This window comes from Afipia sp. GW823-FHT06G09 (assembly GCF_058794875.1).
This window is the reverse complement of the sequence record NZ_JBXAHF010000004.1, coordinates 569,928-592,038: the sequence shown is the minus strand read 5'-3', so window position 1 is coordinate 592,038 and position 22,111 is coordinate 569,928. Positions and strand designations below refer to the sequence as shown.

The following is a 22,111-nucleotide window of genomic DNA, read 5'->3' as shown; positions in this document are numbered from 1 at the left end:
GCCCCAACCCCATTACCCGGCGGCAAGGTCAGCCGCCGATTGCCCGCCGGGAACCTAACAGGCTCAGGTTCCAGGGGCTGTTACATTTGGGATACAGCGCTGATTTATGAAGTATTAACGGCGCTTTCTGCGCGCATTGAGACACCACCGTCTCAGGATCGCGACGCCAGAATGACGCCCCCGATGGTGAACCCGAGCGCTGCAATCTGGGCGACACCGAGCGGCTCGCCGAGCGCCGCGGCAGACACCAGCACACCGATGACCGGCACCAGCAGAGTCCCGATGGCGGCAACCGATGCCGGCAATCGCTGGAGCGCGGCAAACCAGCAGGCGTAGGCGACGCAGAACTGGACCACGATCGAATAGCCGAACAAGGTCCAGCCAAGGGATGACAGCGCCATGAAGTGCGGCTGTTCGAGCAGGAGACCCGCCAGCCCCACCGGCAGACAGCCGATCAGGATCTGCCAGACTGCCGAGGTCAGCGGCGGCAAGCCGAGCGGCCAGCGTTTGCCAAACACCGTGCCCAGCGCGAACAGGAATGCACCGGCCAGCGCCAACACAATGCCAGGCAGCTTGACGTAACTTGCGGCAATGCCCCCGCCACCCATCAGTGCGATAAGTCCGGCGATTGCCATTGCCATGGCGACGACGCGCAATAGCGAAATCCGCTCGCCGAGAATCGGCCATGCCAGCGCCGAGGCCCAGACCGGCATTGTATAAGCCATAACCGCCGCTTCGCTGGCCGGCAGATAGACCAGCGCCAGACCCATCAGCGCCATCCATGCCGTGACGTTGAGCAATGACAGCAACACCAGACGCGGCCATTTCTCGCGCGGCACGCTCAGCGGCTGACGAAACACCCGCGCCAGCAGTGCAAGCAGAGCAGCGCCGATAATTCCCGACAATCCGCGCACCGACAGCGGCGGCAATTCCATCAACAGATGTTTGGTGACGGGCCAGTTCAATCCCCAGCCGACCGATGTCGCGACTAGTAGGAGGTAGCCGACCGTTCGCGTTCGCCGTTGCGCGGCGACTCGTTCTTCCGGGGACATTTTAGTCAGCGCTTCCGGTGGTGTGCGGCTATCCACAGGTTTGGTCCCTCAGCTCGAATTCCACACCATGTGGATGACGGGGAGAAAGACCACGCACGCGGCACGCGATCCACCCGAAATCCGCAAAATACGCGCATACCAAAGGCGCGATTTTGGAGGCCCGCGACAAACCTTGGAGGAACTCACAAAGCGGTGAGATTTCGGCTTCCGAATCCACAAGGACTCACCGATACTTCCCGCAATGCGAACCAAGCCGGCGACGATCCATTCCGCTGGAAATCCGCATTTTCCACCATATTTAGTATTTGATTCAGGTTTCGACACTAATCCTTGACGTGCCGGATGGAGTCGGCCTAGCTTTGGGACTGTTCGGCGCGGGGGTTTTCAGTCCCGCCGGGCACCTCCCGAAAAGGGTCGAGAAGGCAGCTCCGTCAGACCGGTCGAGGTCGCGGGACGTGGATTTGTCTGCCCTTTTTTCGGAGCCGGAGAGCCATCCGGGCGTAATGGCAAAACCGCGGCAAACCGCGGCGCAAAAGGCGAGTTTGGGGCGTTCGGGCAAGGCCGGTTTTGGGGACCGGATCGTGCCCGCCAGAGTTAACAGGCCGCGGCTTCGGACCCGAATACGGGACGACGTGAACGGCAAAAAACTGCGAACGAACCAGTTCGCAAATTGAAATCTCCGGCTTACCGTCAAGGGACGGGAGCGCCGGCAAAGGACGGGGCACTACCATGCGCATCGAACGCCGCTACACCAAAGCCGACCAGTCACCCTACGCCGCCATCGACTTCCGGCTGACGACGAGCGAGATCCGCAACCCCGACGGCTCGGTGGTGTTCCGCCTTGAGAACGTTGAAGTGCCGGAGTTCTGGTCGCAGGTCGCCTCCGACGTTCTCGCGCAAAAGTATTTCCGCAAAGCCGGCGTTGCCTCGCGCCTGAAGAAGGTCGAGGAAGAAACCGTTCCGTCGTGGCTGTGGCGCTCGGTGCCGGATACCGAGGCGCTCGCCCTGCTCCCCGAATCCGAGCGCATCGGCGGCGAGCATTCCGCCAAGCAGGTGTTCGACCGTCTCGCCGGCTGCTGGACCTACTGGGGCTGGAAGGGCTCGTACTTCTCGTCGGAAGAAGATGCCAAGGCCTTCTACGACGAACTGCGCTTCATGCTTGCCAAGCAGATGGTCGCGCCGAACTCGCCGCAATGGTTCAACACCGGACTGCACTGGGCCTACGGCGTCGATGGTCCCGGCCAGGGCCACTACTATGTGGATTGGAAGACCGGCAAGCTGACCAAATCCAAATCGTCCTACGAGCATCCGCAGCCGCATGCCTGCTTCATCCAGGGCGTGGACGACGATCTCGTCAACGAAGGCGGCATCATGGACCTGTGGGTCCGCGAAGCACGCCTGTTCAAGTACGGCTCCGGCACCGGCTCCAACTTCTCGCGCCTGCGCGGCGAAGGTGAAAAGCTCTCCGGCGGCGGCCGCTCAAGCGGCCTGATGTCCTTCCTCAAGATCGGCGACCGCGCAGCGGGCGCGATCAAGTCCGGCGGCACCACGCGCCGCGCGGCCAAGATGGTCGTGGTCGACGCCGACCATCCGGATATCGAGACCTACATCGACTGGAAGGTGAAGGAAGAGCAGAAGGTCGCCGCGCTCGTCACCGGCTCCAAGATCAACCAGAAGCATCTCAAGGCCATCATGAAGGCCTGCGTGAACTGCGAAGGTTCAGGCGACGACTGCTTCGATCCCGAGAAGAACCCGGCGCTGCGCCGTGAGATCAAGTTCGCGCGCCGCGCACTGGTGCAGGACAATCTGATCAAGCGCGTGATGCAGTTCGCCAAGCAGGGCTACACCGACATCTCGTTCGACACTTACGACACCGACTGGGATAGCGAAGCGTATCTCACCGTCGCCGGCCAGAACTCCAACAACTCGGTCTCGCTGAAGGACGACTTCCTGCGCGCGGTGGAAACCGACGGCGACTGGAACCTGATCGGCCGCACCAACAAGAAGGTGACCAAGACGCTCAAGGCCCGCGACCTGTGGGAAAAGATCGGCTACGCCGCCTGGGCCTCGGCCGATCCCGGCCTGCACTACAACACCACGATGAACGACTGGCACACCTGCAAGGCCAGCGGCGACATCCGCGCGTCGAATCCGTGCTCGGAATACATGTTCCTCGACGACACGGCGTGCAACCTCGCCTCCGCGAACCTCTTGACGTTCTACGACACGCAGACCCGCCGCTTCGACGTCGAAGCCTACGAGCACCTCTGCCGTCTCTGGACCGTCGTGCTCGAAATCTCCGTCATGATGGCGCAGTTCCCGTCGAAGGCGATCGCTGAACTCTCCTACGAGTTCCGCACGCTCGGCCTCGGCTACGCCAACATCGGCGGCCTGCTGATGACCATGGGCCTCTCCTATGACTCCAAGGAAGGCCGCGCGCTGTGCGGCGCGCTGACCGCCGTCATGACCGGCACCAGCTACGCGACCTCTGCCGAGATGGCGAAGGAGCTTGGCCCCTTCCCCGGCTACAAGAAGAACGCCGCGCACATGCTGCGCGTGATCCGCAACCATCGCCGCGCCGCCCATGGCGAAGCCTCCGGCTATGAAGCGCTGTCGGTCAATCCGGTGCCGCTCGATCACGCAAGCTGCCCGCAGGGCGACATCGTGACCCGCGCCAAGTTCGTCTGGGATCAGGCGCTCGAGCTCGGCCAGCAGCATGGCTACCGCAACGCGCAGACCACGGTGGTCGCGCCGACCGGCACCATCGGCCTTGTGATGGACTGCGACACCACGGGCATCGAGCCGGACTTCGCGCTGGTGAAGTTCAAGAAGCTCGCCGGCGGCGGCTACTGGAAGATCATCAACCGCGCCGTGCCGGAAGCGCTGCGCGCCCTCGGCTACCCCGAGAACGAGATCGCTGAGATCGAGGCTTACGCCGTGGGCCACGGCTCGCTCGGCCAGGCCCCCGGCATCAATCGCTCGACCCTGAAGGCCAAGGGCTTCACCGATGAAGCGCTGGACAAGGTCGAGAAGGCCCTGCCGACCGCGTTCGACATCAAGTTCGCGTTCAACAAGTGGACCTTCGGCGAAGACTTCCTGCGCAACGAACTCAAGCTCGATGCGAACGCGATCAACGCGCCCGGCTTCGACCTGCTCGCCGCGCTGGGCTTCACCAAGCGCGAGATCGAAGCCGCCAACGTGCACATCTGCGGCGCGATGACGGTGGAAGGCGCGCCGCACCTGAAGGCCGAGCACTACGCGGTGTTCGATTGCGCCAATCCCTGCGGCAAGATCGGCAAGCGCTATCTCTCGGTGGAAAGCCACATCCGCATGATGGCGGCCTCGCAGCCCTTCATCTCGGGCGCGATTTCCAAGACCATCAACATGCCGAACGACGCCACGGTGGAGGATTGCAAATCCGCCTACCTGCTGTCGTGGAAGCTCGCGCTGAAAGCCAACGCGCTCTACCGCGACGGCTCGAAGCTGAGCCAGCCGCTGAACGCGCAGCTCATCTCCGACGATGACGACGAGGACGATGCGGTCGAGGCGCTCTACGAGAAGCCGATGGCGGCACGCACCGCCCAGGTCTCGGAGAAGATCGTCGAGAAGCTGGTCGAGCGCATCGTGGTCATGCGCGAGCGCGAGAAGATGCCGGATCGCCGCAAGGGCTACACCCAGAAGGCGGTGGTCGGCGGGCACAAGGTCTATCTGCGCACCGGCGAATACGATGACGGGCGCCTCGGCGAAATCTTCATCGACATGCACAAGGAAGGCGCGGCGCTGCGCTCCTTCATCAACAACTTCGCCATCGCCGTCTCGCTGGGCCTCCAGTATGGCGTGCCGCTGGAAGAATATGTCGACGCCTTCACCTTCACCCGCTTCGAGCCTGCGGGCCCGGTGCAGGGCAACGACTCGATCAAGTTCGCGACCTCGATCCTCGACTACGTGTTCCGCGAACTGGCGGTGAGCTACATGTCGCGCTTCGATCTCGGACATGTCGATCCGAGCGACATGGGCTTTGATGCGCTGGGCAAGGGCGTCGAGGAAGGCAAGGCGCCGGAGCCGCATGGCGCGACCAAGTATCTGTCGAAGGGCCTCACCCGCTCGCGCACGGACAACCTGGTTGTGATGCGCGGCGGCGCGGCGGCGATCTCCGCCAACGACGACAGCGCACCCGCTGGCGGCGCGAAGGTGACGGCACTCTCCGGCACGCATGTGGGCGACAGCCTTGAGGGCGCAGCCGCGCTCAAGGTGGCGGAGCCCGCGCGCGACCTCTCGCCGACGGAAAAGCTGGAAGCGCAGCAGTGGAGCAAGGCCGGTTCAGCGGCAGCCGCTGCACCGACCAAGGCCGAGCGCCGCGCGGAAGCCAAGGCGCGTGGCTATGAGGGCGACATGTGCACGGAGTGCAGCAACTTCACGCTGGTGCGGAATGGCACGTGCATGAAGTGCGACACGTGCGGAAGCACGACGGGGTGTTCGTGAGGTATTGCGCGATATAATTTCGATCCCGTCGATTTATAATCGACGGGATCGCGTTATTTATAATCATTCACTTAGAGAAACCTGATGCAGTGCCCGCATTGCAGTATTCATTTTCATGAAAATTGGAACCAACAATATTTCGAACGTCATAGCTCTGTATTGCGCAGCAAAGATAATTTGTATTGGTACTACCGCTCGGCGATATGCCCAGGCTGCAAAGACATAACCATCGAAGTCGCGCGCCTAAACAAAGACGATATAGTTGTAGGCAGTTGGCGACAAATTTATCCAGTCGGCGCAAACCGAGGACCAATTTCACCTACCGTACCAAAAGAAATTGCCGATGATTATGTTGAGGCTTGCACCGTTCTGCCGCTAAGCGCCAAAGCATCAGCAGCTTTATCGCGTCGATGCTTGCAAAATATGTTGCACGCGAACGGCTACATCTCAAAAGATCTTGCAAAAGAAATAGACCTTCTCCTCGCAGAAACGGATCCGAGAAAGGCGCTCCCTCACAAATTGAGGGAAACGGTAGACGCAATACGAAACTTCGGAAATTTCTCCGCTCATCCAATTGATGATAAAACGACACTCCAAATTATCGACGTTGAGCCTCACGAGGCAGAATGGTGCCTCGAAACAATTGAAGAACTATTTGAGCACTTCTATGTAGGGCCGGCTGCTGCAAAAGAAAAAAAAGCTGCGCTAGATGCCAAATTGAAAGCAGGTGGAAAACCGCCTTCAAAATCCTAGATTCGTCATTGCGAGCGGAGCGAAGCAATCCATCTAAAATCCTCAGCTAGCAAAAGCTGGATTGCTTCGTCGCTATCGCTCCCCGCAATGACGATCTTTCACAACCTTGCCCCACGCGCCCACCATCCCCATCTACAGCGGACCGGCACACGCACGAGTCCCCCGCCTCCATGAAGAAAATCGGCTTTCTCTCCTTCGGCCACTGGTCGCCGTCGGCGCATTCGCAGACACGCTCCGCTTCCGACACGCTGCTGCAATCCATTGATCTCGCTGTCGCCGCCGAAGAGCTTGGCGCGGACGGCGCGTATTTCCGCGTGCATCATTTCGCGCGCCAGCTCGCCTCGCCCTTCCCGCTGCTGGCCGCCGTCGGCGCAAAGACCCGCACCATCGAGATCGGCACCGCCGTCATCGACATGCGCTACGAGAACCCGCTCTACATGGTCGAGGACGCGGGCGCGGCTGATCTCATCGCGGGCGGACGCCTGCAACTGGGGATCAGCCGCGGCTCGCCCGAGCAGGTGATCGATGGCTGGCGCTATTTCGGCTATCAGCCCGCAGACGGCGAAACCGACGCCGACATGGGCCGCCGCCACGGCGAGGTGTTTTACGACATGCTGCGCGGCAAGGGCTTCGCGCAGCCCAATCCGCGCCCGATGTTTCCCAATCCGCCTGGCCTCCTGCGGATCGAGCCGCATTCGGAAGGCCTGCGCGACCGCATCTGGTGGGGCGCGGCCTCCAACGCGACCGCGCAGTGGGCGGGCAAGCTCGGCATGAATCTTCAAAGCTCGACATTGAAGAAGAACGAGACCAACGAGCCTTTCCACGTGCAGCAGGCCAAGCAGATCCGCCTCTATCGCGAAGCCTACAAGGAGGCGGGCCACACCCGTACGCCCCGCGTCTCGGTGAGCCGCAGCATCTTCGCGCTGATGAACGATCGCGACCGCGACACTTTCGGAAACGGTGGCGATGCCGGCGACCAGATCGGCTTCATCGAGGCCGACATGCAGGCGATCTTCGGACGCGGTTATACGGCAGAGCCGGACAAGCTGATCAAACAGTTGAAGACGGACGAGGCCATTGCCGAGGCCGATACGCTGCTGCTGACGGTGCCCAATCAGCTCGGCGTCGATTACAATGCCCATGTCATTGAATCGATCCTGAAGCATGTGGCCCCGGCGCTGGGCTGGCGCTGAGCGGATGCGACGTCATCCCCGCATCGCTTCATGCGGGCTACGCGCGCAAACGCTTTCACCGCCTCCCGAACTTCCCTCCGCCGGCGGCAAGCCGTAACGTCCTTTCTCCGGCTTGCGCCAGATCAATTCGGGGAAGCGCGCACCGGTCTAGCCTCCGAGTCCTGCGATGATCGCAGTGATCCGGAGGATGCTATGTCCACAGCCCTTCAAGCAGCCCTGTCGTGCGCAGCCATCTTCTTTCTCGCCTTCGCCGCGATCTGGGCGTTCTGGTTCGTCGAACGGTTGCGGGGCGACTCCGCACCGAACATCGATAAACTCACCGGCGATATCGTGAAGCGCGGCAGATCGCGCGCCTGACATGGATGAAGCGAAGCGGAGTCCGGGGTCGCGCTCTCCCGCGCAGATTCCGTATTGTGCTTCGCTTCACGCCGTATCGTGCGGCCCTGCAGCAATTCCCGCACCGCACATAAACGTCCGCCGATACGTCAGCCCTGCTGCTGGAACGCCTCGGCGCTCCGCGTATTGTCATCTCCAGAGGCGAGCGGAGTGACGCGCATGCGGCTTCATCTCGGCGACGAGAAACATGAAACGCAGCTGTGTCTGGCGTTGGTGATCGCGATCATGATCCTTACGGGGTCCGCGATCCTGTACATGGGTACACACTATCAGGTGACAGCGCAGACCGTGAAGCGTACCCCGCTCGCCTCGCCTTTCTGAACCCGCCGCACGATCCTGCTGCGCGCGGCGCGGCAGTGCGCACCTTTCCATGTAGTTCCCGGCTGTGTAGCATTCGCGGATAACAAAAGCCGCGGCTGGCTCACCGGCCAGACATCGCGGATATGGAAAGGAAACGCTGAATGAAGTCCCTCGTCCGCGCGCTGGGTGCGCTTGTCGTCATTACCGCCTCTGCCAGCAGCGCATCGGCCCAAACTCAAGGCTGGCCGAACCGGCCTATCCGCATGGTCGTGCCTTATACGCCCGGCGGCTACACCGACATGATGGCGCGCCTTGTCTCGGAGAAGGTCGCAGCCTCGCTCGGGCAAAGCATCGTGATCGAAAACAAGCCGGGCGCCAACGCCGCCATCGGCACCGACACCGTCGCCAAGGCCGCGCCCGACGGGTACACCTTCGGCACTGTGATCGCGGCGCATTCGGTCAATCCCTCGCTCAAGGCCAACCTGCCCTACAACACGGAAAAGGATTTCACCTACGTCTCGCTGATGAGCGTGGCGCCGCTGATCATTGTCGCGACGCCGTCGCTGCCCGCGAAGAACATGCAGGAGCTGATCGCGCTGGCGAAGGCGAAGCCCGGCCAGCTCAATTTCGCCTCCAGCGGCATCGGCTCCGCCGCGCACCTGACCATGGAAATGCTCAAGAGCCGTGAGGGCATCAATCTCCAGCATGTGCCTTACAAAGGTACCGCAGGCGCGCTGCAGGATCTGGTCGGCGGCCAGATCAACGTAATGTTCGATATCATCGGCCCCCTGATGGAGCAGGTGCGCGCGGGCAACGCGCGGGCGCTCGGCGTCGCGGCGAAGGAGCGCGTGCCGGCGGCGGGCGACACGCCGACGCTGATCGAGCAGGGCGTGAAGGATTTCACCTCCGGCACCTGGGCCGGCATCGTCGCGCCTGCGGGCGTGCCGAAGGAGATCGTGGACCGCATGTCCGCCGAGGCCAAGAAGGCCCTCGCCGATCCCGACCTGAGGAAGAAGCTCGAGCAGCAGGGCATCGTCGCCATGGGCACCTCGCCAGAGGAGTTCAAGGCGTTCGTCGGCGAAGAGATCGCGCGCTGGAAGCAGGTCATCACCGCGGCGGATATCAAGGTAGAATAGCGGTTAAAGGGCGGCCGATGCAAATCAGCCGCCCTTTACACGTTCTATCTCTTAGCTTCGTTTAATCTCGTGCCGTGCGGTGTCGCATCTCTTGCGGCACCACGCAAACAAGCGAGACTTACTGCGTTTCCAGCTTGAGCGTGCGCGCCATTGCGCTGAACTTCTCCTGCTCCTTGCGGAAGAATGCCTGCGCTTCATCGACGGTCATCGGCGGCATCTGCCGCGAACCCTGAATGTTCACCCGGTCCATATATTCCGGGCTCGCGACCCAGACATTCGCCGCGTCGTTCATGCGCTTGATGATCGGCTCCGGCGTGTTCGGCGGCGCGAACAGTGCCGACGAAATCGTGTATTCGAAATTCTTCAGGTTCCCTCCGCTCTCGCTGATGGTCGGCACATCCGGCAATTGCGGGCTGCGCTTGTCGCCTGCGACCGCGATGGCTTTCACCTTGCCTCCCTTGATCAGTTCGAGGACAGGACCGCCCAGCGGCGCAAACGTGAGATCGAGATGCTGGCCGGTAATGTCCGCCATGACCGGCGCGACGCCCTTGTACGGAACCTCGAGGAACTTCGCATTGGTCCGCACCTGGAAGTCGGCACCGACGATATGTGCGGTCGAGCCCCTGCCCCAGTGACCGAGCGTCAGCTCCTTGTTTCCGGGCTTCGTTGAATAGGCGATCAACTCGTCAAGCGACTTGAACGAATGCGCCGAGCTGGACACGAGGATGAAATCCGACGTGCCGACCAGCCCCAGCAGCTTGAAGCTTTCCGGCTTGTATTTCGCAGACACGATCGTGAACGGCGCGGTTACAAGATCCGACACCGTCGTTCCGAGCAGCGTGTATCCATCGGCGGTGGCGTTGAGCACCGCCGTTGCGGCGATCGAACCGGCAGCGCCCGCGACGTTTTCCGTCACCATTGTCTGGCCGAGGTTACGCTCCAGAATCTGGTTCGCCGCGCGGATCGCCGCGTCGGCAGGTCCGCCCGCAGGGAAAGCGGTCTTGATCGTGACGGGGCGCGTCGGGAAGTTCTGCGCCATGGCCGCAAAGCTCAGGCAGACGGCAAACACTGCGAGCAGCAGACCGTTCGCAGAACGTCTGAAGGATTTAAGGTACATGTCAGCTATCCCTTGTTCGTGTCCTCGGGGTTCGTGCTCTTAGAATCTTGCCTTCAACTTCGTATTTGAGAAAAAATCATCATCGGGCGTCGCATGACATCCAGCGCGGAAGCTGATCAGGAGCCGTGGAATGCCGGATTGCTGCTTCCCGGCGGCCGCTCCATCTCAAACATGCGATCCTGCGTTACTTCCACATAATCGCCACCCCGCCCTGCGCGCAGGATCGGGTTCGCAAGTGCCGTTTGATAAACGCCGTCCTTGATGAGCGCCTTGTCGATGTAGACCGCGACCACCTCGCCGAGAACGAGCCACCCTTCGACCGCTTCGCCCTTCCAGTTCTTGAATTTGACGATCTCGGTCACCTTGCATTCCATCGCGGCACGGCTTTCCAGCACGCGCGGCACCTTGACGTGACGGCTGGGCGCCGTGGTCAATCCGGCGACATCAAACTCGCTGACGCCATGCGGGACCGGCGCAGACGTCTTGTTCATCTGATCGCCCAGTTCTTTCGTCACCAGATTCCAGACGAACTCGCCCGTGTCCGAGACATTTTTGACGCTGTCCTTCCAGGAGATCGATGCAAAGCCGAGGATCGGCGGATCGTAATTGAACGCATTGAAAAAGCTGTAGGGCGCCAGGTTGAGTTGTCCCTGACCGCTCAGGGACGAGATCCAGCCGATCGGGCGCGGCGCAATGATCGCGTTGAACGGATTGTGCCGCAGCCCGTGCCCCTGCGAGGGCTCGTAATAATGCATGTGATCGCTATCCACGATTGCCCCCGGATCATTCATTGAATGACAGCGGACCGCAGGCGGCCGCACGGGACATCGCAACCAGCATGGCTGGGCGAGCGTTCATATCGTTTCCTCCGTAGCCCTTATGATCCCATTCACAAGAGCCGTAAGCCGGCTCCGAGAGAGGTTTATTATAGTTTGAACGCTACAGTTCTTTTTTGGAACGTGTCAAGCTCTCCCCGCACGTCGCATCGAGCGCATGACGGGATGACGTGTCTTTCTTCGCGGAAGCCGGCTGGAAAGCTGTCCCTTACACACTATGCCGCGGCCGGGCGATCTCGCCGCGTGTCGTGGCGATGCCCATCTCGAAGCTGTCGGCGATACGGCGGGCGCGGACGATGAAGGTCTCGGCCAAATCGCTCTCGAAAATCTCGCGCGCGGTCTGCTCGAACAGCCTTAGCCAGCGATCGAAGTGTTCACCCCTGAGCGGCAACACGAGATGCGGACGCATGGGGCGGCCGTTATAGCGGCCGGTCCGCAGCACCATCGACGACCAGAAATCGCTGATCTGCGCGATGTGATGATCCCAGTCCTTTACCGCCGCATTGAAGATCGGGCCGATGAGATCGTCCTCGCGCGCGCGGCCGTAGAACGTCGCGACAAGCTTCGCGATGTTCTCTTCGGTCAGCTCAGGATGGAAGGCGTGAATGGCCGGATTGGCGGGTAAAGTCATATGCCCGATGTAAGCCGCTCCACGACCGGAGGCAACCGGCGCAACGCACACCTGCCGTTACGGAAGGGCTGCGCTACTTGCAGATCTTGTCGCGCCGCTTGTCCTGAAGCCGCCGTTCGCAATAGGTCGTGCAGTGCTTCCCGCTGATCTTGGTGCAATAGGCGACGCACTTGTCGTAGTTGCAGCCCCACGCGTCAGCGGCGCGGGCGGTGTCCGGCACGGACGCGAAAATCATCACGATAACAGAAGCAACCAGCATTCGGACGAGCGACATGTCGACCTCCGCATCAAACCTGAGAACCGGATCAAGACTATACCAGATCGGCCCCGCGCGAACTATCCAAACAGACAGCCGATACATCTACCAACCGTACTTTCCGTTTGACCGGCATTTGCTCCCGGCGGAGACTGATCCACCATTTCCTGCCGCGTGAGACTATTCATGCCCGATCCCGTGGAGAGCACACCGAGACCGAACCGCTCGTGGTGCCGAACGCTCGCGCTGTGTGCCGCAATGGCCGCCGCTGTAATCGTGACACTGTTCGCCGCCGGTGCGCCCGCATCCGCACGCAGCAAATCCAATCAGATTCAATACGAATATGTGCCACCGAAAGACCCCGCGCATCAGGCCATTTACGACCAGATGAAGCAGGGCCGCGCCCTCGAGAACTTGCAGGAGTTGCTCAGTCCGCTCCGCCTGCCCTATCCGCTGAAACTCACGGTCGCGGGCTGCGACGGCGTCCCGAACGCCTGGTACAGCAACGAGGTGGTCAAGGTCTGTTACGAATTGCTGGCGGAGTTTCTGAAGCACGCATCGAAGCAGGAGCTTCCCATGGGAATTACCCGCGCCGATACCATTCTCGGCCCGGTTCTCGATGTCTTCCTGCATGAGACCGGCCATGCCGTCTATGACATGCTGCAGATCCCCATCCTTGGCCGTCAGGAAGACGCCGCCGATCAATTCGCCGCCTATGTCATGCTCCGGCTCGGCAAGGAGGAGGCGCGCAAGCTGATCCTCGGCGCGGCCTACGGGTACAATATCCAGATGCCGCAAGGCGTGCGGGTCACCATGGAGGTGGATGCATTCTCGAACGAACACTCTCTGCCCGCGCAGCGCGCCTATAACGTCCTATGCATTGCTTACGGCGCTGACAGCAAGCTGTTTGCCGATGTGGTCGAACTGGAGTTCCTGCCAAAGAAGCGTGCCGAGCTTTGTCCCTATGAATACGAGGACCTCACCTTCGCCATGACCAAGCTGATCGGTCCGCATATCGACAAGCGGCGTGCCGCAAATTTCCACGAGGTCTGGGCGCGAACCGTCACCGAGCGGCGCGCCCGTCTCGCACGACCATAAGACAGCGACCGGACGACCGCGCCGCCACTCGCGCGCGAGAGAGAAAAATTTTCCGGGACAGATTTTCCGCCTCCGCTGTTTGAAACAGCCTTGCGGCACTTCAGCATTTGATCAGGATCAAGGGACGCGTATGGTTTGCCGTGCAAAAGCCGGTGAGCACCAAGGAGCCAACGATGTCCGCATCTGAAATCGCAAACCGTCACTTCGCGGCAGCCATTGCCGAAGCCGCAGCGTCAGGACAGGACAGTGACGGGGTGTGCCGTGCGCTGCTGGGGCTGGTCGTCTCGAAATATCTGGAAACGCGCGGCGTGGCCGATGTCCAGTCGGAGTTGCGCTTTCTTGCCGACAACTGCGATCCGGACACCGACTTCGCCTTCATGCGTCCTTAAGATGACGCGGTGGGTTTGGCCCGCCCTGACTCAGGCCTTTGCGTAGTTGTAGAAGCCTTGGCCGGTCTTGCGGCCAAGATGACCGGCGTCGACCATCTCCTTCAGCAGCGGCGCGGGCCGATACTTCGGATCGTTGAATCCGTTGTAGAACACCTCCATCACCGACAGCATGGTGTCGAGGCCGATCATGTCGGCCAGCGCCAACGGTCCGATCGGATGGTTGCAGCCGAGTTTCATGCCGGCGTCGATCTCTTCCGCAGACGCGATGCCTTCCGACAGCGCGAAGATCGCCTCGTTGATCATCGGGCACAGGATGCGGTTGACCGCAAAGCCGGGGCTGTTCTTCGCGGTGACCGCCACCTTGCCGACGCGCTGCGCGAACGCGAGTGCCTTGGCGTGGGTGTCATCGGAGGTCTGGAGGCCGCGGATCAATTCGAGCAACTGCATCACCGGCACCGGATTGAAGAAGTGCATGCCGATGAAGCGATCCGGGCGATCGGTCGCTGCCGCCAGACGCGTCACCGAAATCGACGAAGTGTTGGTCGCGACCAGTGCACGCGGCTGCAGGTTGGCGCAGAGGTCCTTCAGGATCTTGATCTTGAGGTCTTCGTTTTCGGTCGCGGCTTCGATCACCAGATCGCAGGACGACAGCCTGGACTTGTCGGTGGTGCCGTTGACCCGCTTGAGCACGGCGTCGCGGTCGGCCGCAGTCATCTTCTCCTTCTTGACGAGACGGTCGAGGCTGCCCCCGATGGTCGCGACGCCGCGCGATACGGCCGCGTCGGAAATGTCCACCATCACGACCTGAAGGCCCGCCGCCGCACAGATCTGCGCGATGCCATTGCCCATGGTGCCGGCGCCGATAATGCCAACCGTTTCAATCATATCTCGCGTCCTTTCAATGCTTCAATTCAAGGGCGCAGACTCTCAGGAACCGTCTGCGCCGTCCATGGGCCGGGTATCTACTCTGCCCCGCCCGGCGGCGCTACAGCTAACATCCCGCAGGAACGCCCGCGCTTCCTGTGATTACGTCGGCAATGGCGTCCCCGCCTGCTCGGCCACCATGAATGCGGCGTACCACTCCGGCCAGTTGGCATCATGCTGGCCGCCGGTGCGCTTCTCGTGTTCTCCATGCGCTATCGCCGCGCGGGTCAGTGCTGCCGCCAGTTCAGTTGGTGATTTGAAGACCGTGTCCCCCGCCTCCACACGGCCGGGCAGCCGCGTGGTGATTTCCTGAAACAGCCAGCCGTTGCCGTCCGGATCGTTGAACGAGGCATATGAGCCATAGCTGCTGCGATTTGGGGCCGGGCCGCTGACCCGGTGCCGCCCCGACAGGAAAGGCTCATCCGTGCCGGTGTGCCGCGCGCCGACGCCGTGAAACACCTCACTGACCTTGACGCCCCGGTCAAGCAGGTCGTTGCGAGCAGCATCGATGTCGGAGACGATCAGATACAACCCCTGCGCGGAACCGGGAGCCGCCGCAGTGACATTCTTTCCGAAGATGACCGAGCACTCCGAGCCCGGCGGCGTGAACTGGATCACGCGCCAGTCGTCACCAGCGGCGAAGTCTGCGTCCAGCCTCCATCCCAATCCGCCGTAAAAGCTTTTGGCGCGATCGACGTCCGCCACGGGAATGACGACAACCTCCAGCTTCATATCGCTGCTGCGCGTCTGGGAAGTGTTCATGTCCGGCTCCTTGGGTTTGGGTGCCTTGCGACCGGCGATACACCTGAATGCAGGAATATCCGTAAGAAGCATCGAGCCTACATGGCGGGCAGCCGCTCATGAACCCTCTTCCGCGGCCCCGCCCTGCATGGCCCCGAAAAATCAACCACAGACACCGAGCCGCCGGGAACCAAACCGCCGGCGTGCCGGTTTATCTCTGGTTATCCCGCCTGCGTTGGGGACAGCGGAGTTCCACAATGGACGATCAGGAAACCGTCATTGCGGCTGTTCAGGAGGCGCGTCGCATCCTTGGCCGCACCATTGGATCCAGCCCGCAGGATCGCGAGGCCACGATCAACGGTCTGCGATCCGTACTTGATGATGATCATGTCGTTCGTGCGCTGGAGCGGATCAGCCAGCGAAGCCGCTCCATGCCGAAGACCGTTGAAAGCCCTTGGAGTTAGTTACCCGTATCGAGCACACAGGGGAGGCCCCGATGGAGTCCACTCAGGCATTCAAGCATCTGCGCACGCTGATCAAGGCTGCATCTGAAACCGACGACCCGGTCCTGATCCACACGCAGCTGACCATGATGACTGTCATCATCGACAAGGCGGCCCCGAAACGGAAGCCTTACGTGCCCTTGTGGCTGACGGGGCCTCGCTCCATCGAGCAAACATCCGAGGACGGCACTGCCGTGAAATGACACAGCGCGGCAGATCAATGCCGCTTGAAATATTGCACCTCCCGCTCGTGCTTTTCCGCGGCGGCCCGCGACCTGAATGTGCCAAGGTTGCGCCGCTTGCCGGTCTTCGGATCGGCCTTTCGTGAATAGAGCCTGTATTCGCCCGATTTCAGTTTGCGGATCATCGGACACACCTCTCGTGAGTGCGGCAATGGTCGCTAATGCGTGACGCGCGCTGGCGTTCCATACGTTCCGCGCCGCAGCTTACCCCGTGACAGGGTTTCCCGTACAAGCGACGCATGACCAACGCTCTCCATTCTTCGTGTGACATCGCCACCGCGCAGATCCAGCCTTGCGGCAGCACTGCAGTCCGCCCCGGCCTTGTGATCGCAACCACTATCCTGGCGTCGAGCCTCGCCTTCATTGATGGCTCGGTGGTCAATGTCGGATTGCCTGCAATCGGCGCAGACTTCCACGCCGACGCCAGCCAGTTGCAGTGGGTGATCAACGCCTATCTCCTGCCGCTCAGCGCACTGCTGCTGCTCGGCGGAGCGGCGGGAGATCGGTATGGCCGCAGGCGGCTCTTGATTACAGGCGTCGCGCTGTTCGCCATTGCGTCGCTGGCATGTGCATTGGCCCCGACTCTGGGATGGCTGCTCGCCGCACGCTTCATCCAGGGCGCGAGTGCGGCAATGCTGATGCCGAACAGTCTCGCAATATTGGGACAGACATTCTCCGGCGAAGCCAAAGGCCGCGCCATCGGCATCTGGGCCGCGACGGGTGCCGCGGCCGGGGCGATCGGTCCCGTGCTCGGCGGCTGGCTGATCGATATCGGAAGCTGGCGGTTCGCATTTCTGGTCAACCTGCCGCTGGCGGTCGCCGCCATCTGGCTCGCCTCCATCGCCGTGCCCGCCGACCGCGAAGAGTCAACGAATCCGCTCGACAGCACGGGCGCTCTGCTCGCCACCCTCGGGCTCGGGCTGACCACCTGGGCCCTGACCGAAGGCTCCGCGCACGGCTGGTCGGCATTTGCCGCGGCGCTGATGGCGGCGGGGGGCGCATTCCTGATCGCGTTCGTGTGGGCGGAGCATCGCCGCGGCGACAGGGCAATGATGCCGCTGGTGCTGTTCGGCTCGCCGAGCTTCGTCGGCCTCACGTTGCTGACGTTCCTGCTCTACGGCGCGCTCGGCGGCCTGTTCGTGCTGGTGCCGTTCGTGCTCATCACGGCCGGCGGCTACTCCGCAACGCAGGCCGGTGCGGCACTGCTGCCGTTGCCGCTGGTGATCGCCGTGGCCTCCCCGCTCGCGGGCGCATTCGCGGCCAAAACCGGTCCGCGGTGGCCGTTGATCATCGGGCCTCTTGTCGTCGCGTTGGGCTTTCTGCTCGCGATGCGGATCGGCGCGGCACAGAGCTACTGGCGCGATGTGCTGCCGGCGATGATTGTCATCGCGCTCGGCATGGCAGGCGCCGTCGCACCGTTGACGACTGCGGTCCTGATGTCGGTGGACGAGCATCATGTCGGCGCGGCGTCCGGGCTGAACAGCGCGGTCGCACGCACCGGTGGCCTTGTCACAACCGCGCTGATCGGCGGAGTACTGGCTACGATGGGATCCTCCCTCCCCACCGCGTTCGTGATCGCGTGCGTTTGCGCCGCGATGCTTTGTATCGGCGCATCACTCTCGGCGTTTATGCTGATCGCGCGCGATCCCAAGCCTTAGACCAGGACTCGTTCTGTCAGCATGGCTCGCGAAATGTCGGCTTCACTCCGAAAACGACCAACATCGCAGCGAACAACATCGCCGGTCCACTGAAACTCTAGTTTGTATATTCCCAGAAATCGTCTGGAATAGAGCCTCCCATAGCGGTTCGCATGGCATCCCGGAAAAGTTTCGCTGCGGGCATCGGACGAAAAGCTATGGTGCGATCAACGATGAGTCCTTCGTCGTTTTCTTCGATAAGATCGAAACTTTCCAGCTCGTGACCCTGAATTTTTCCCTTCCATCTCAGTAAGGTTCTTCGGTCGTCCAACTTCCACTCACCTGTATAGGCACCTTCTCGTAGCGTGGTCGAGGTCGCGAAGATCTTTGCAAGAACCTCACGACCTTCAATGGTCCGTATCAACACCGGGCTGTGAAAAACAACATTCGCGGCGAGAATATTTTCGTAGTCAGCCACGGTGGCGTCGCCTGACTCACGAAGTTTTCGAATGATATGCATGGCGGATGACTCCTTCGACGGGTTAGATTCCGCGTCCGCGCCCTAATACGGCGGCGCTTTCTTCGCACGCTGGGTCTTGGCGGCCTCGACCCACCACATCAGGTCATCGGCGAAACGCGGAAACGATCTTGCGAGCGCCTCGCCGCCCGGCCCGGTCGGCTCTCCTGTCTCAGACAGCGATTGCCCGATCGGTCCGACCGCGATGGTGCTCGATGTCACCACCATGCCCATCTCCGACAGAGTTCCGTGCCAGGCCAGCGCCGCACGCGCGCCGGAGAACCGTCCGGCCGAATAACTGGCGATGGCCGCCGGCCGCCAGAACCATTCTTCCAGAAAGTGATCCGTGAGATTCTTCAGGCCCGGCTGAAGTCCCCAATTGTATTCGCCGGTGACAAACACGAAACCATCAGCCGCGATGATCTTCTGCGCCAGCTCTTCCATCGCCGCAGGTGCTTCGCCCTTCGGATATTCCTTGCGCATCCGGTCCAGCATCGGCAGGCCGACGGCCTTTGCGTCGATCAGTTCGACGTCCGCGCCGCGCTCACGCAAGCCCTTCACGATGAAATCCGCAAGGCGAATACCCATCCGGTCGGAACGGTAAGACCCGTAGAGAACGAGAATGCGGTCGGTCATGGGTCACGGCTCCTGTTGCGTCAGGATCACCGTAACCCGGACGATACATGACGCAACCGGAAGTTTTCGAGATGCTTCAGCGCAAGAAAACCACAACGGCGATGACCGCGAAGGCCGCGATAATTCCCAGATGCGCAAGGCTGCGCGCAGCGGCTTCCCTCGCTGATTTCATGTCGCCTCCCCAGGCCGTTGAACCCATGAGTCATCGATGGCCCGTCAAGGCCTTGTTGATTCAGATTTTTACGCAAGTACCCCGCATTGCGCCGACGAGTCCCCACCCTGCGGCGTACTGGAAGCGTGGCGAGATAATGAGGCCAGAGTTTGTCGTGGCTGCATTTTAAGCGCTGCGTGTCATCATCACTGCTTGGTACATGCGGTCGGCCCGCGCTTGCCATGCCGCAGAATGGTGCCGGACTTGTTCATCGTCAGCGTGATGCCGCGCCCGGTGTAGCGCGCACCCGTCAGCGTAAACCGCTTCCTCAATGCGACGGCCTTGCCATCGAGTTGCAGATGGACCTGCTTCGGATCGTATTTCAGGAAGGCTGCCGTGAAGCTCGCGCCATCCGCGCAGGTGAAGCTCTGGAAGGTCTGTGCGGCCAAGGGAGACGACTCCGCATCGACCAGAACGGCAAGCGCCGCAGCAAGACACACGACAAGCAGTTTCATGGTTCGCATCCCCGCTCCCTGTGGACAATGCCGACCGAACCACTCTAGCAGACCCACCTTTCCTGTGCATATCGCAACAGTTCCCGGGAGTTACCCCCTGCATGGCGGTAAACTGCGGCCGTCGCCGGTGCTTGCGATTTCGCAGGGGCCGTCAGACGCGTATGTCCGCCGTCCTTCGGTCAGGAAGGAGAGTTCAGATGCTCGAAAACGTGCCGCTCCGGGATGCGAAACCGGCCGTGATCGTGTGCCCGGACTGCAGGCGCCACCTCATGGAGGTGATGGACGTGCGCTGGGCGATGACCAAGCTCGAGTTCACCTATGCGTGTTCGGGCTGCGGCGCGGAGACCATCCGGGCGATCGCGGGCGACACCCCGGTGTTCGTCTCGCGGGCGTCGACGCATCTGCGCAGCCTGGAGATCTTCCGATTCAATCCCGAGCCTGCCGAGCGCACGCCACGTCCTCGCGCAACCGAAACTGCGATCAGCTCACACATCGCGCGAGAACAAAGAGCGGGCGAACGCTGACGCAACTCCGTCGCCGTCAGAAGCACAGGTTGGTGACCACCTTCCCCGACTTGTCCTTGAGCACATACGGACATTCCGCACGCTTGAGCGCCGCCTTGGCGTCCTCGTTGCCGAGCGCTGCGGATTTCTCGTAGTAGGTTTTCGCTGCGCTGGAATCCTGCGGACCGCCGCGGCCTTCCTTCGCGAACGCGCCCATCCGCTCGAGCGCGCCGGGGTGATCCTGCGCCGCCGCCTTCTCGAACAGGTTGCGCGCACCGGCGTCGTCCTTCGGACCGCCGACGCCATCCTGCAACATCAGTCCCAGTTGAAACTGCGCTTCCGCGTTGGTCTCCGCCGCCTTTGTCAGAAGACTGCGCGATCGTGCAGCGTCGGCGGGCGCTGGCGCGGCACCGCCCTTGCCCGACAGCGCGGCGAGATTGCTGACGCCGCGCGGATTGCCGCCCTGCGCCGCGCGCTCGAACAGCTTTGCTGCGGCGGCTTCGTCCTTCGCGATACCTGCGCCCGTCGCATAGGCGACGCCGAGTTCGACCATCGCCGACGTGCTGCCCTTGTCAGCGGCCTTGCGCCACGCGCCGATGGCCTCCGCGCCCTGGCGGTTCGCCGCATAGGCCCGCCCGAGCTGATACATCGCGCGCCGCGATCCGGACGCCTGTTTGCAGAATTTGATTGCGGTCGCGACATCGGCCGCCGCGACGCTGGCAACGCCTTTCACATCCGCAGGCTTGTCCGGATCGGCGGGATCGGCGGCCAGCCGATCGCACAGCACCAGATCGGCCGACTGCGCGTGCGCCGGCGCGTGATTGGCGGCGGCGATCAGCGTGAGCGCGGCGATGCTGAAAATATGTGCAATGGAAACTGCGGTCTGCTTCATCGGGAACCCGGATCACTTGATGATCTGTTATACCCCGACAACGGCCCGCACCGCTATGCCTTCAGCCAGTCCAATATCGGCGCGTTGATCTCGCGCGGATAGGTGTGGGCGAGATCGTCAATCTCGCGATAGGTCACGTTCGCGCCCGCCGCGCTCAGCGCACGCTGCGCCTGCCGCGCCACTTCGACCGGAAACATCCAGTCCAGCGCGCCATGTACCAGATAGATCGGCAGCCCCTGCATGCGCTGCGCGTCGGCCATCGAAATCAGCATCGGATGGAATGTCGCGGACACCGGCGCGAGATGCGTGAAGGGCGAGCCGCTGTCGAGCGCGCTGACATAGCAGAACGTGCCGCCGTCGCTCATGCCTGTCAGCAGCCGCCGGTCGGGATCGATATTCCATTGCGCGCTGACCTGCTCCACGATGCGCGCGAGGTTCGGCGTATCGTTGTCGTCGCCCATCAGCGCCCACGTGCTGCCCAGCGAATTGCCTGCCGATGTCGGCGCGACAAGGATCGCACCGAAGCTGCGCGCGTCGCGCAGCCAGCTCCAGAGAAAGCCACGGCCATGCCCGCTGCCGCCGTGCAGCGCGACCACAAGCGGCCACGCGCGATCAGTCGTGTAGGTTTCAGGCACGTAGAGCGAGAAGCCGCCGCGCGTGCGTGGCTCATTGTTGAAGTGCATCACGCCGGTCACGCCCTCGCGCGGCGGCTGCATACTGCGCGCAAGGACGTCGGCGTCGGAGCGCAGGGATGAATCGAGAAAGAAGCCGTTCACCGCCGGAATCATCGAGGCGAGCGGATAAAGCGCCTCCTGCGCACGCGGCAGATGGCGCAGGGCCTTGAATACGGAGCGGATGTCGCCGCCGTCCAGCGCCGCACGCAATTCTGCGAACGCCGACAGGGCTTCATCGCTTGCGGCGACAAGCCGCTTGCCGACGTCGTCCGATGTATCGGACGGCTTGAAGTCCGAATAGGCCGCACGCAACGCCGCATCCGGCGTGCCGACCGCCTCCATCACTTCACCGAAGGCCTGGGGATCGAGGTGACGCGCGATAACGCCGAGCGTCTCGAGGCACGCGAACAATGGCGGCAGGATCGTTGCAGGGTCGGATGTCATCGCCGCACGCTACCGTCCGGAGCGGCGCGCAGGCAAGGCGAGGCCCTGGACTGGCAGCCATGATTTACGATTTCAGCAGGCTGACCGGATGAA

At 62.1% G+C, this 22,111-nt stretch carries 25 protein-coding genes; 12 read left to right on the top strand and 13 right to left on the bottom strand.

What is annotated here, in order from left to right; translation table 11 throughout:
• Window positions 1–152: 152 nt before the first annotated feature.
• The gene (locus tag AC1Q67_RS19715) at window positions 153–1,052 is read right to left on the bottom strand and encodes a DMT family transporter (RefSeq protein WP_492236678.1); all 900 of its coding nucleotides are present in this window, start codon (window positions 1,050–1,052) and stop codon (window positions 153–155) included.
• Between the two features lie 729 nt (window positions 1,053–1,781).
• Between AC1Q67_RS19715 and AC1Q67_RS19710 the strand changes: the two genes are divergently transcribed.
• The 6 genes from AC1Q67_RS19710 (at window position 1,782) to AC1Q67_RS19685 (ending at window position 9,312) form a co-directional block, all read left to right on the top strand.
• Window positions 1,782–5,534, top strand: coding sequence for a vitamin B12-dependent ribonucleotide reductase (locus AC1Q67_RS19710; RefSeq protein WP_492236679.1), 3,753 nt, complete (start codon window positions 1,782–1,784; stop codon window positions 5,532–5,534).
• A gap of 84 nt (window positions 5,535–5,618) precedes the next feature.
• Complete coding sequence (locus AC1Q67_RS19705; RefSeq protein WP_492236680.1) at window positions 5,619–6,287, top strand: DUF4145 domain-containing protein; 669 nt, start codon at window positions 5,619–5,621, stop codon at window positions 6,285–6,287.
• A 170-nt stretch (window positions 6,288–6,457) separates the two neighbouring features.
• Window positions 6,458–7,480: an LLM class flavin-dependent oxidoreductase gene (locus tag AC1Q67_RS19700; RefSeq protein WP_492236681.1), complete on the top strand. Its 1,023-nt coding sequence runs from the start codon at window positions 6,458–6,460 to the stop codon at window positions 7,478–7,480.
• 192 nt (window positions 7,481–7,672) lie between these two features.
• Entirely contained in the window at window positions 7,673–7,837 is a 165-nt protein-coding gene (locus tag AC1Q67_RS19695) for a hypothetical protein (protein ID WP_192817730.1), read from the top strand.
• Window positions 7,838–8,035: 198 nt separating this feature from the next.
• Window positions 8,036–8,197, top strand: a complete 162-nt coding sequence (locus AC1Q67_RS19690) for a hypothetical protein (protein ID WP_492236682.1) — start codon at window positions 8,036–8,038, stop codon at window positions 8,195–8,197.
• A gap of 140 nt (window positions 8,198–8,337) precedes the next feature.
• Entirely contained in the window at window positions 8,338–9,312 is a 975-nt protein-coding gene (locus tag AC1Q67_RS19685; RefSeq protein WP_492236683.1) for a tripartite tricarboxylate transporter substrate binding protein, read from the top strand.
• A gap of 118 nt (window positions 9,313–9,430) precedes the next feature.
• Here the strand turns inward: AC1Q67_RS19685 and AC1Q67_RS19680 are convergent, their stop codons facing one another.
• The 4 genes from AC1Q67_RS19680 to AC1Q67_RS19665 form a co-directional block, all read right to left on the bottom strand.
• Entirely contained in the window at window positions 9,431–10,429 is a 999-nt protein-coding gene (locus AC1Q67_RS19680) for a Bug family tripartite tricarboxylate transporter substrate binding protein (RefSeq protein WP_024577422.1), read from the bottom strand.
• Between the two features lie 116 nt (window positions 10,430–10,545).
• Window positions 10,546–11,184 (bottom strand): flavin reductase family protein, encoded by a 639-nt coding sequence (locus AC1Q67_RS19675; RefSeq protein WP_492236684.1) that lies wholly within the window; start codon window positions 11,182–11,184, stop codon window positions 10,546–10,548.
• Window positions 11,185–11,473: 289 nt separating this feature from the next.
• Window positions 11,474–11,896, bottom strand: a complete 423-nt coding sequence (locus AC1Q67_RS19670) for a group III truncated hemoglobin (protein WP_492236685.1) — start codon at window positions 11,894–11,896, stop codon at window positions 11,474–11,476.
• A gap of 73 nt (window positions 11,897–11,969) precedes the next feature.
• Window positions 11,970–12,170 (bottom strand): hypothetical protein, encoded by a 201-nt coding sequence (locus AC1Q67_RS19665; RefSeq protein ID WP_492236686.1) that lies wholly within the window; start codon window positions 12,168–12,170, stop codon window positions 11,970–11,972.
• Window positions 12,171–12,338: 168 nt separating this feature from the next.
• Here AC1Q67_RS19665 and AC1Q67_RS19660 point away from each other — a divergent pair, with 168 nt between their 5' ends.
• Both AC1Q67_RS19660 and AC1Q67_RS19655 read left to right on the top strand, forming a co-directional pair.
• Window positions 12,339–13,250, top strand: coding sequence for a DUF4344 domain-containing metallopeptidase (locus AC1Q67_RS19660; RefSeq protein WP_492236687.1), 912 nt, complete (start codon window positions 12,339–12,341; stop codon window positions 13,248–13,250).
• Between the two features lie 173 nt (window positions 13,251–13,423).
• Complete coding sequence (locus AC1Q67_RS19655; RefSeq protein WP_024577427.1) at window positions 13,424–13,639, top strand: hypothetical protein; 216 nt, start codon at window positions 13,424–13,426, stop codon at window positions 13,637–13,639.
• A gap of 30 nt (window positions 13,640–13,669) precedes the next feature.
• On the opposite strand, the gene AC1Q67_RS19650 is transcribed toward AC1Q67_RS19655, so the two are convergent.
• Together AC1Q67_RS19650 and AC1Q67_RS19645 are read right to left on the bottom strand one after the other, a co-directional pair.
• Entirely contained in the window at window positions 13,670–14,524 is an 855-nt protein-coding gene (locus AC1Q67_RS19650) for a 3-hydroxybutyryl-CoA dehydrogenase (protein WP_492236688.1), read from the bottom strand.
• Between the two features lie 141 nt (window positions 14,525–14,665).
• Complete coding sequence (locus AC1Q67_RS19645) at window positions 14,666–15,325, bottom strand: VOC family protein (RefSeq protein WP_492236689.1); 660 nt, start codon at window positions 15,323–15,325, stop codon at window positions 14,666–14,668.
• A 236-nt stretch (window positions 15,326–15,561) separates the two neighbouring features.
• Between AC1Q67_RS19645 and AC1Q67_RS19640 the strand changes: the two genes are divergently transcribed.
• Window positions 15,562–15,768 carry a hypothetical protein gene (locus AC1Q67_RS19640; protein ID WP_492236690.1) on the top strand — a complete coding sequence of 69 codons (207 nt, stop codon included), beginning with the start codon at window positions 15,562–15,564 and terminating at the stop codon, window positions 15,766–15,768.
• Between the two features lie 32 nt (window positions 15,769–15,800).
• Complete coding sequence (locus AC1Q67_RS19635; protein ID WP_492236691.1) at window positions 15,801–16,010, top strand: hypothetical protein; 210 nt, start codon at window positions 15,801–15,803, stop codon at window positions 16,008–16,010.
• 14 nt (window positions 16,011–16,024) lie between these two features.
• On the opposite strand, the gene AC1Q67_RS19630 is transcribed toward AC1Q67_RS19635, so the two are convergent.
• Window positions 16,025–16,174 carry a hypothetical protein gene (locus tag AC1Q67_RS19630; RefSeq protein WP_152527599.1) on the bottom strand — a complete coding sequence of 50 codons (150 nt, stop codon included), beginning with the start codon at window positions 16,172–16,174 and terminating at the stop codon, window positions 16,025–16,027.
• Window positions 16,175–16,288: 114 nt separating this feature from the next.
• Between AC1Q67_RS19630 and AC1Q67_RS19625 the strand changes: the two genes are divergently transcribed.
• Complete coding sequence (locus AC1Q67_RS19625; RefSeq protein ID WP_492236692.1) at window positions 16,289–17,707, top strand: MFS transporter; 1,419 nt, start codon at window positions 16,289–16,291, stop codon at window positions 17,705–17,707.
• Between the two features lie 97 nt (window positions 17,708–17,804).
• Here the strand turns inward: AC1Q67_RS19625 and AC1Q67_RS19620 are convergent, their stop codons facing one another.
• From AC1Q67_RS19620 to AC1Q67_RS19610, 3 genes are all read right to left on the bottom strand, one after another.
• Window positions 17,805–18,206 carry a hypothetical protein gene (locus tag AC1Q67_RS19620; protein ID WP_024577433.1) on the bottom strand — a complete coding sequence of 134 codons (402 nt, stop codon included), beginning with the start codon at window positions 18,204–18,206 and terminating at the stop codon, window positions 17,805–17,807.
• Between the two features lie 42 nt (window positions 18,207–18,248).
• Window positions 18,249–18,839, bottom strand: a complete 591-nt coding sequence (locus AC1Q67_RS19615; RefSeq protein ID WP_492236693.1) for an NADPH-dependent FMN reductase — start codon at window positions 18,837–18,839, stop codon at window positions 18,249–18,251.
• 357 nt (window positions 18,840–19,196) lie between these two features.
• The gene (locus AC1Q67_RS19610; RefSeq protein ID WP_492236694.1) at window positions 19,197–19,505 is read right to left on the bottom strand and encodes an MliC family protein; all 309 of its coding nucleotides are present in this window, start codon (window positions 19,503–19,505) and stop codon (window positions 19,197–19,199) included.
• 197 nt (window positions 19,506–19,702) lie between these two features.
• Between AC1Q67_RS19610 and AC1Q67_RS19605 the strand changes: the two genes are divergently transcribed.
• Window positions 19,703–20,029, top strand: a complete 327-nt coding sequence (locus tag AC1Q67_RS19605; RefSeq protein ID WP_024577436.1) for a hypothetical protein — start codon at window positions 19,703–19,705, stop codon at window positions 20,027–20,029.
• 16 nt (window positions 20,030–20,045) lie between these two features.
• Here the strand turns inward: AC1Q67_RS19605 and AC1Q67_RS19600 are convergent, their stop codons facing one another.
• A complete protein-coding gene (locus tag AC1Q67_RS19600; RefSeq protein ID WP_492236695.1) occupies window positions 20,046–20,900 on the bottom strand; it encodes a tetratricopeptide repeat protein in 855 nt (284 codons plus the stop codon).
• Between the two features lie 53 nt (window positions 20,901–20,953).
• Window positions 20,954–22,018 (bottom strand): carboxylesterase family protein, encoded by a 1,065-nt coding sequence (locus tag AC1Q67_RS19595; protein ID WP_492236696.1) that lies wholly within the window; start codon window positions 22,016–22,018, stop codon window positions 20,954–20,956.
• Window positions 22,019–22,111 lie beyond the last annotated feature (93 nt).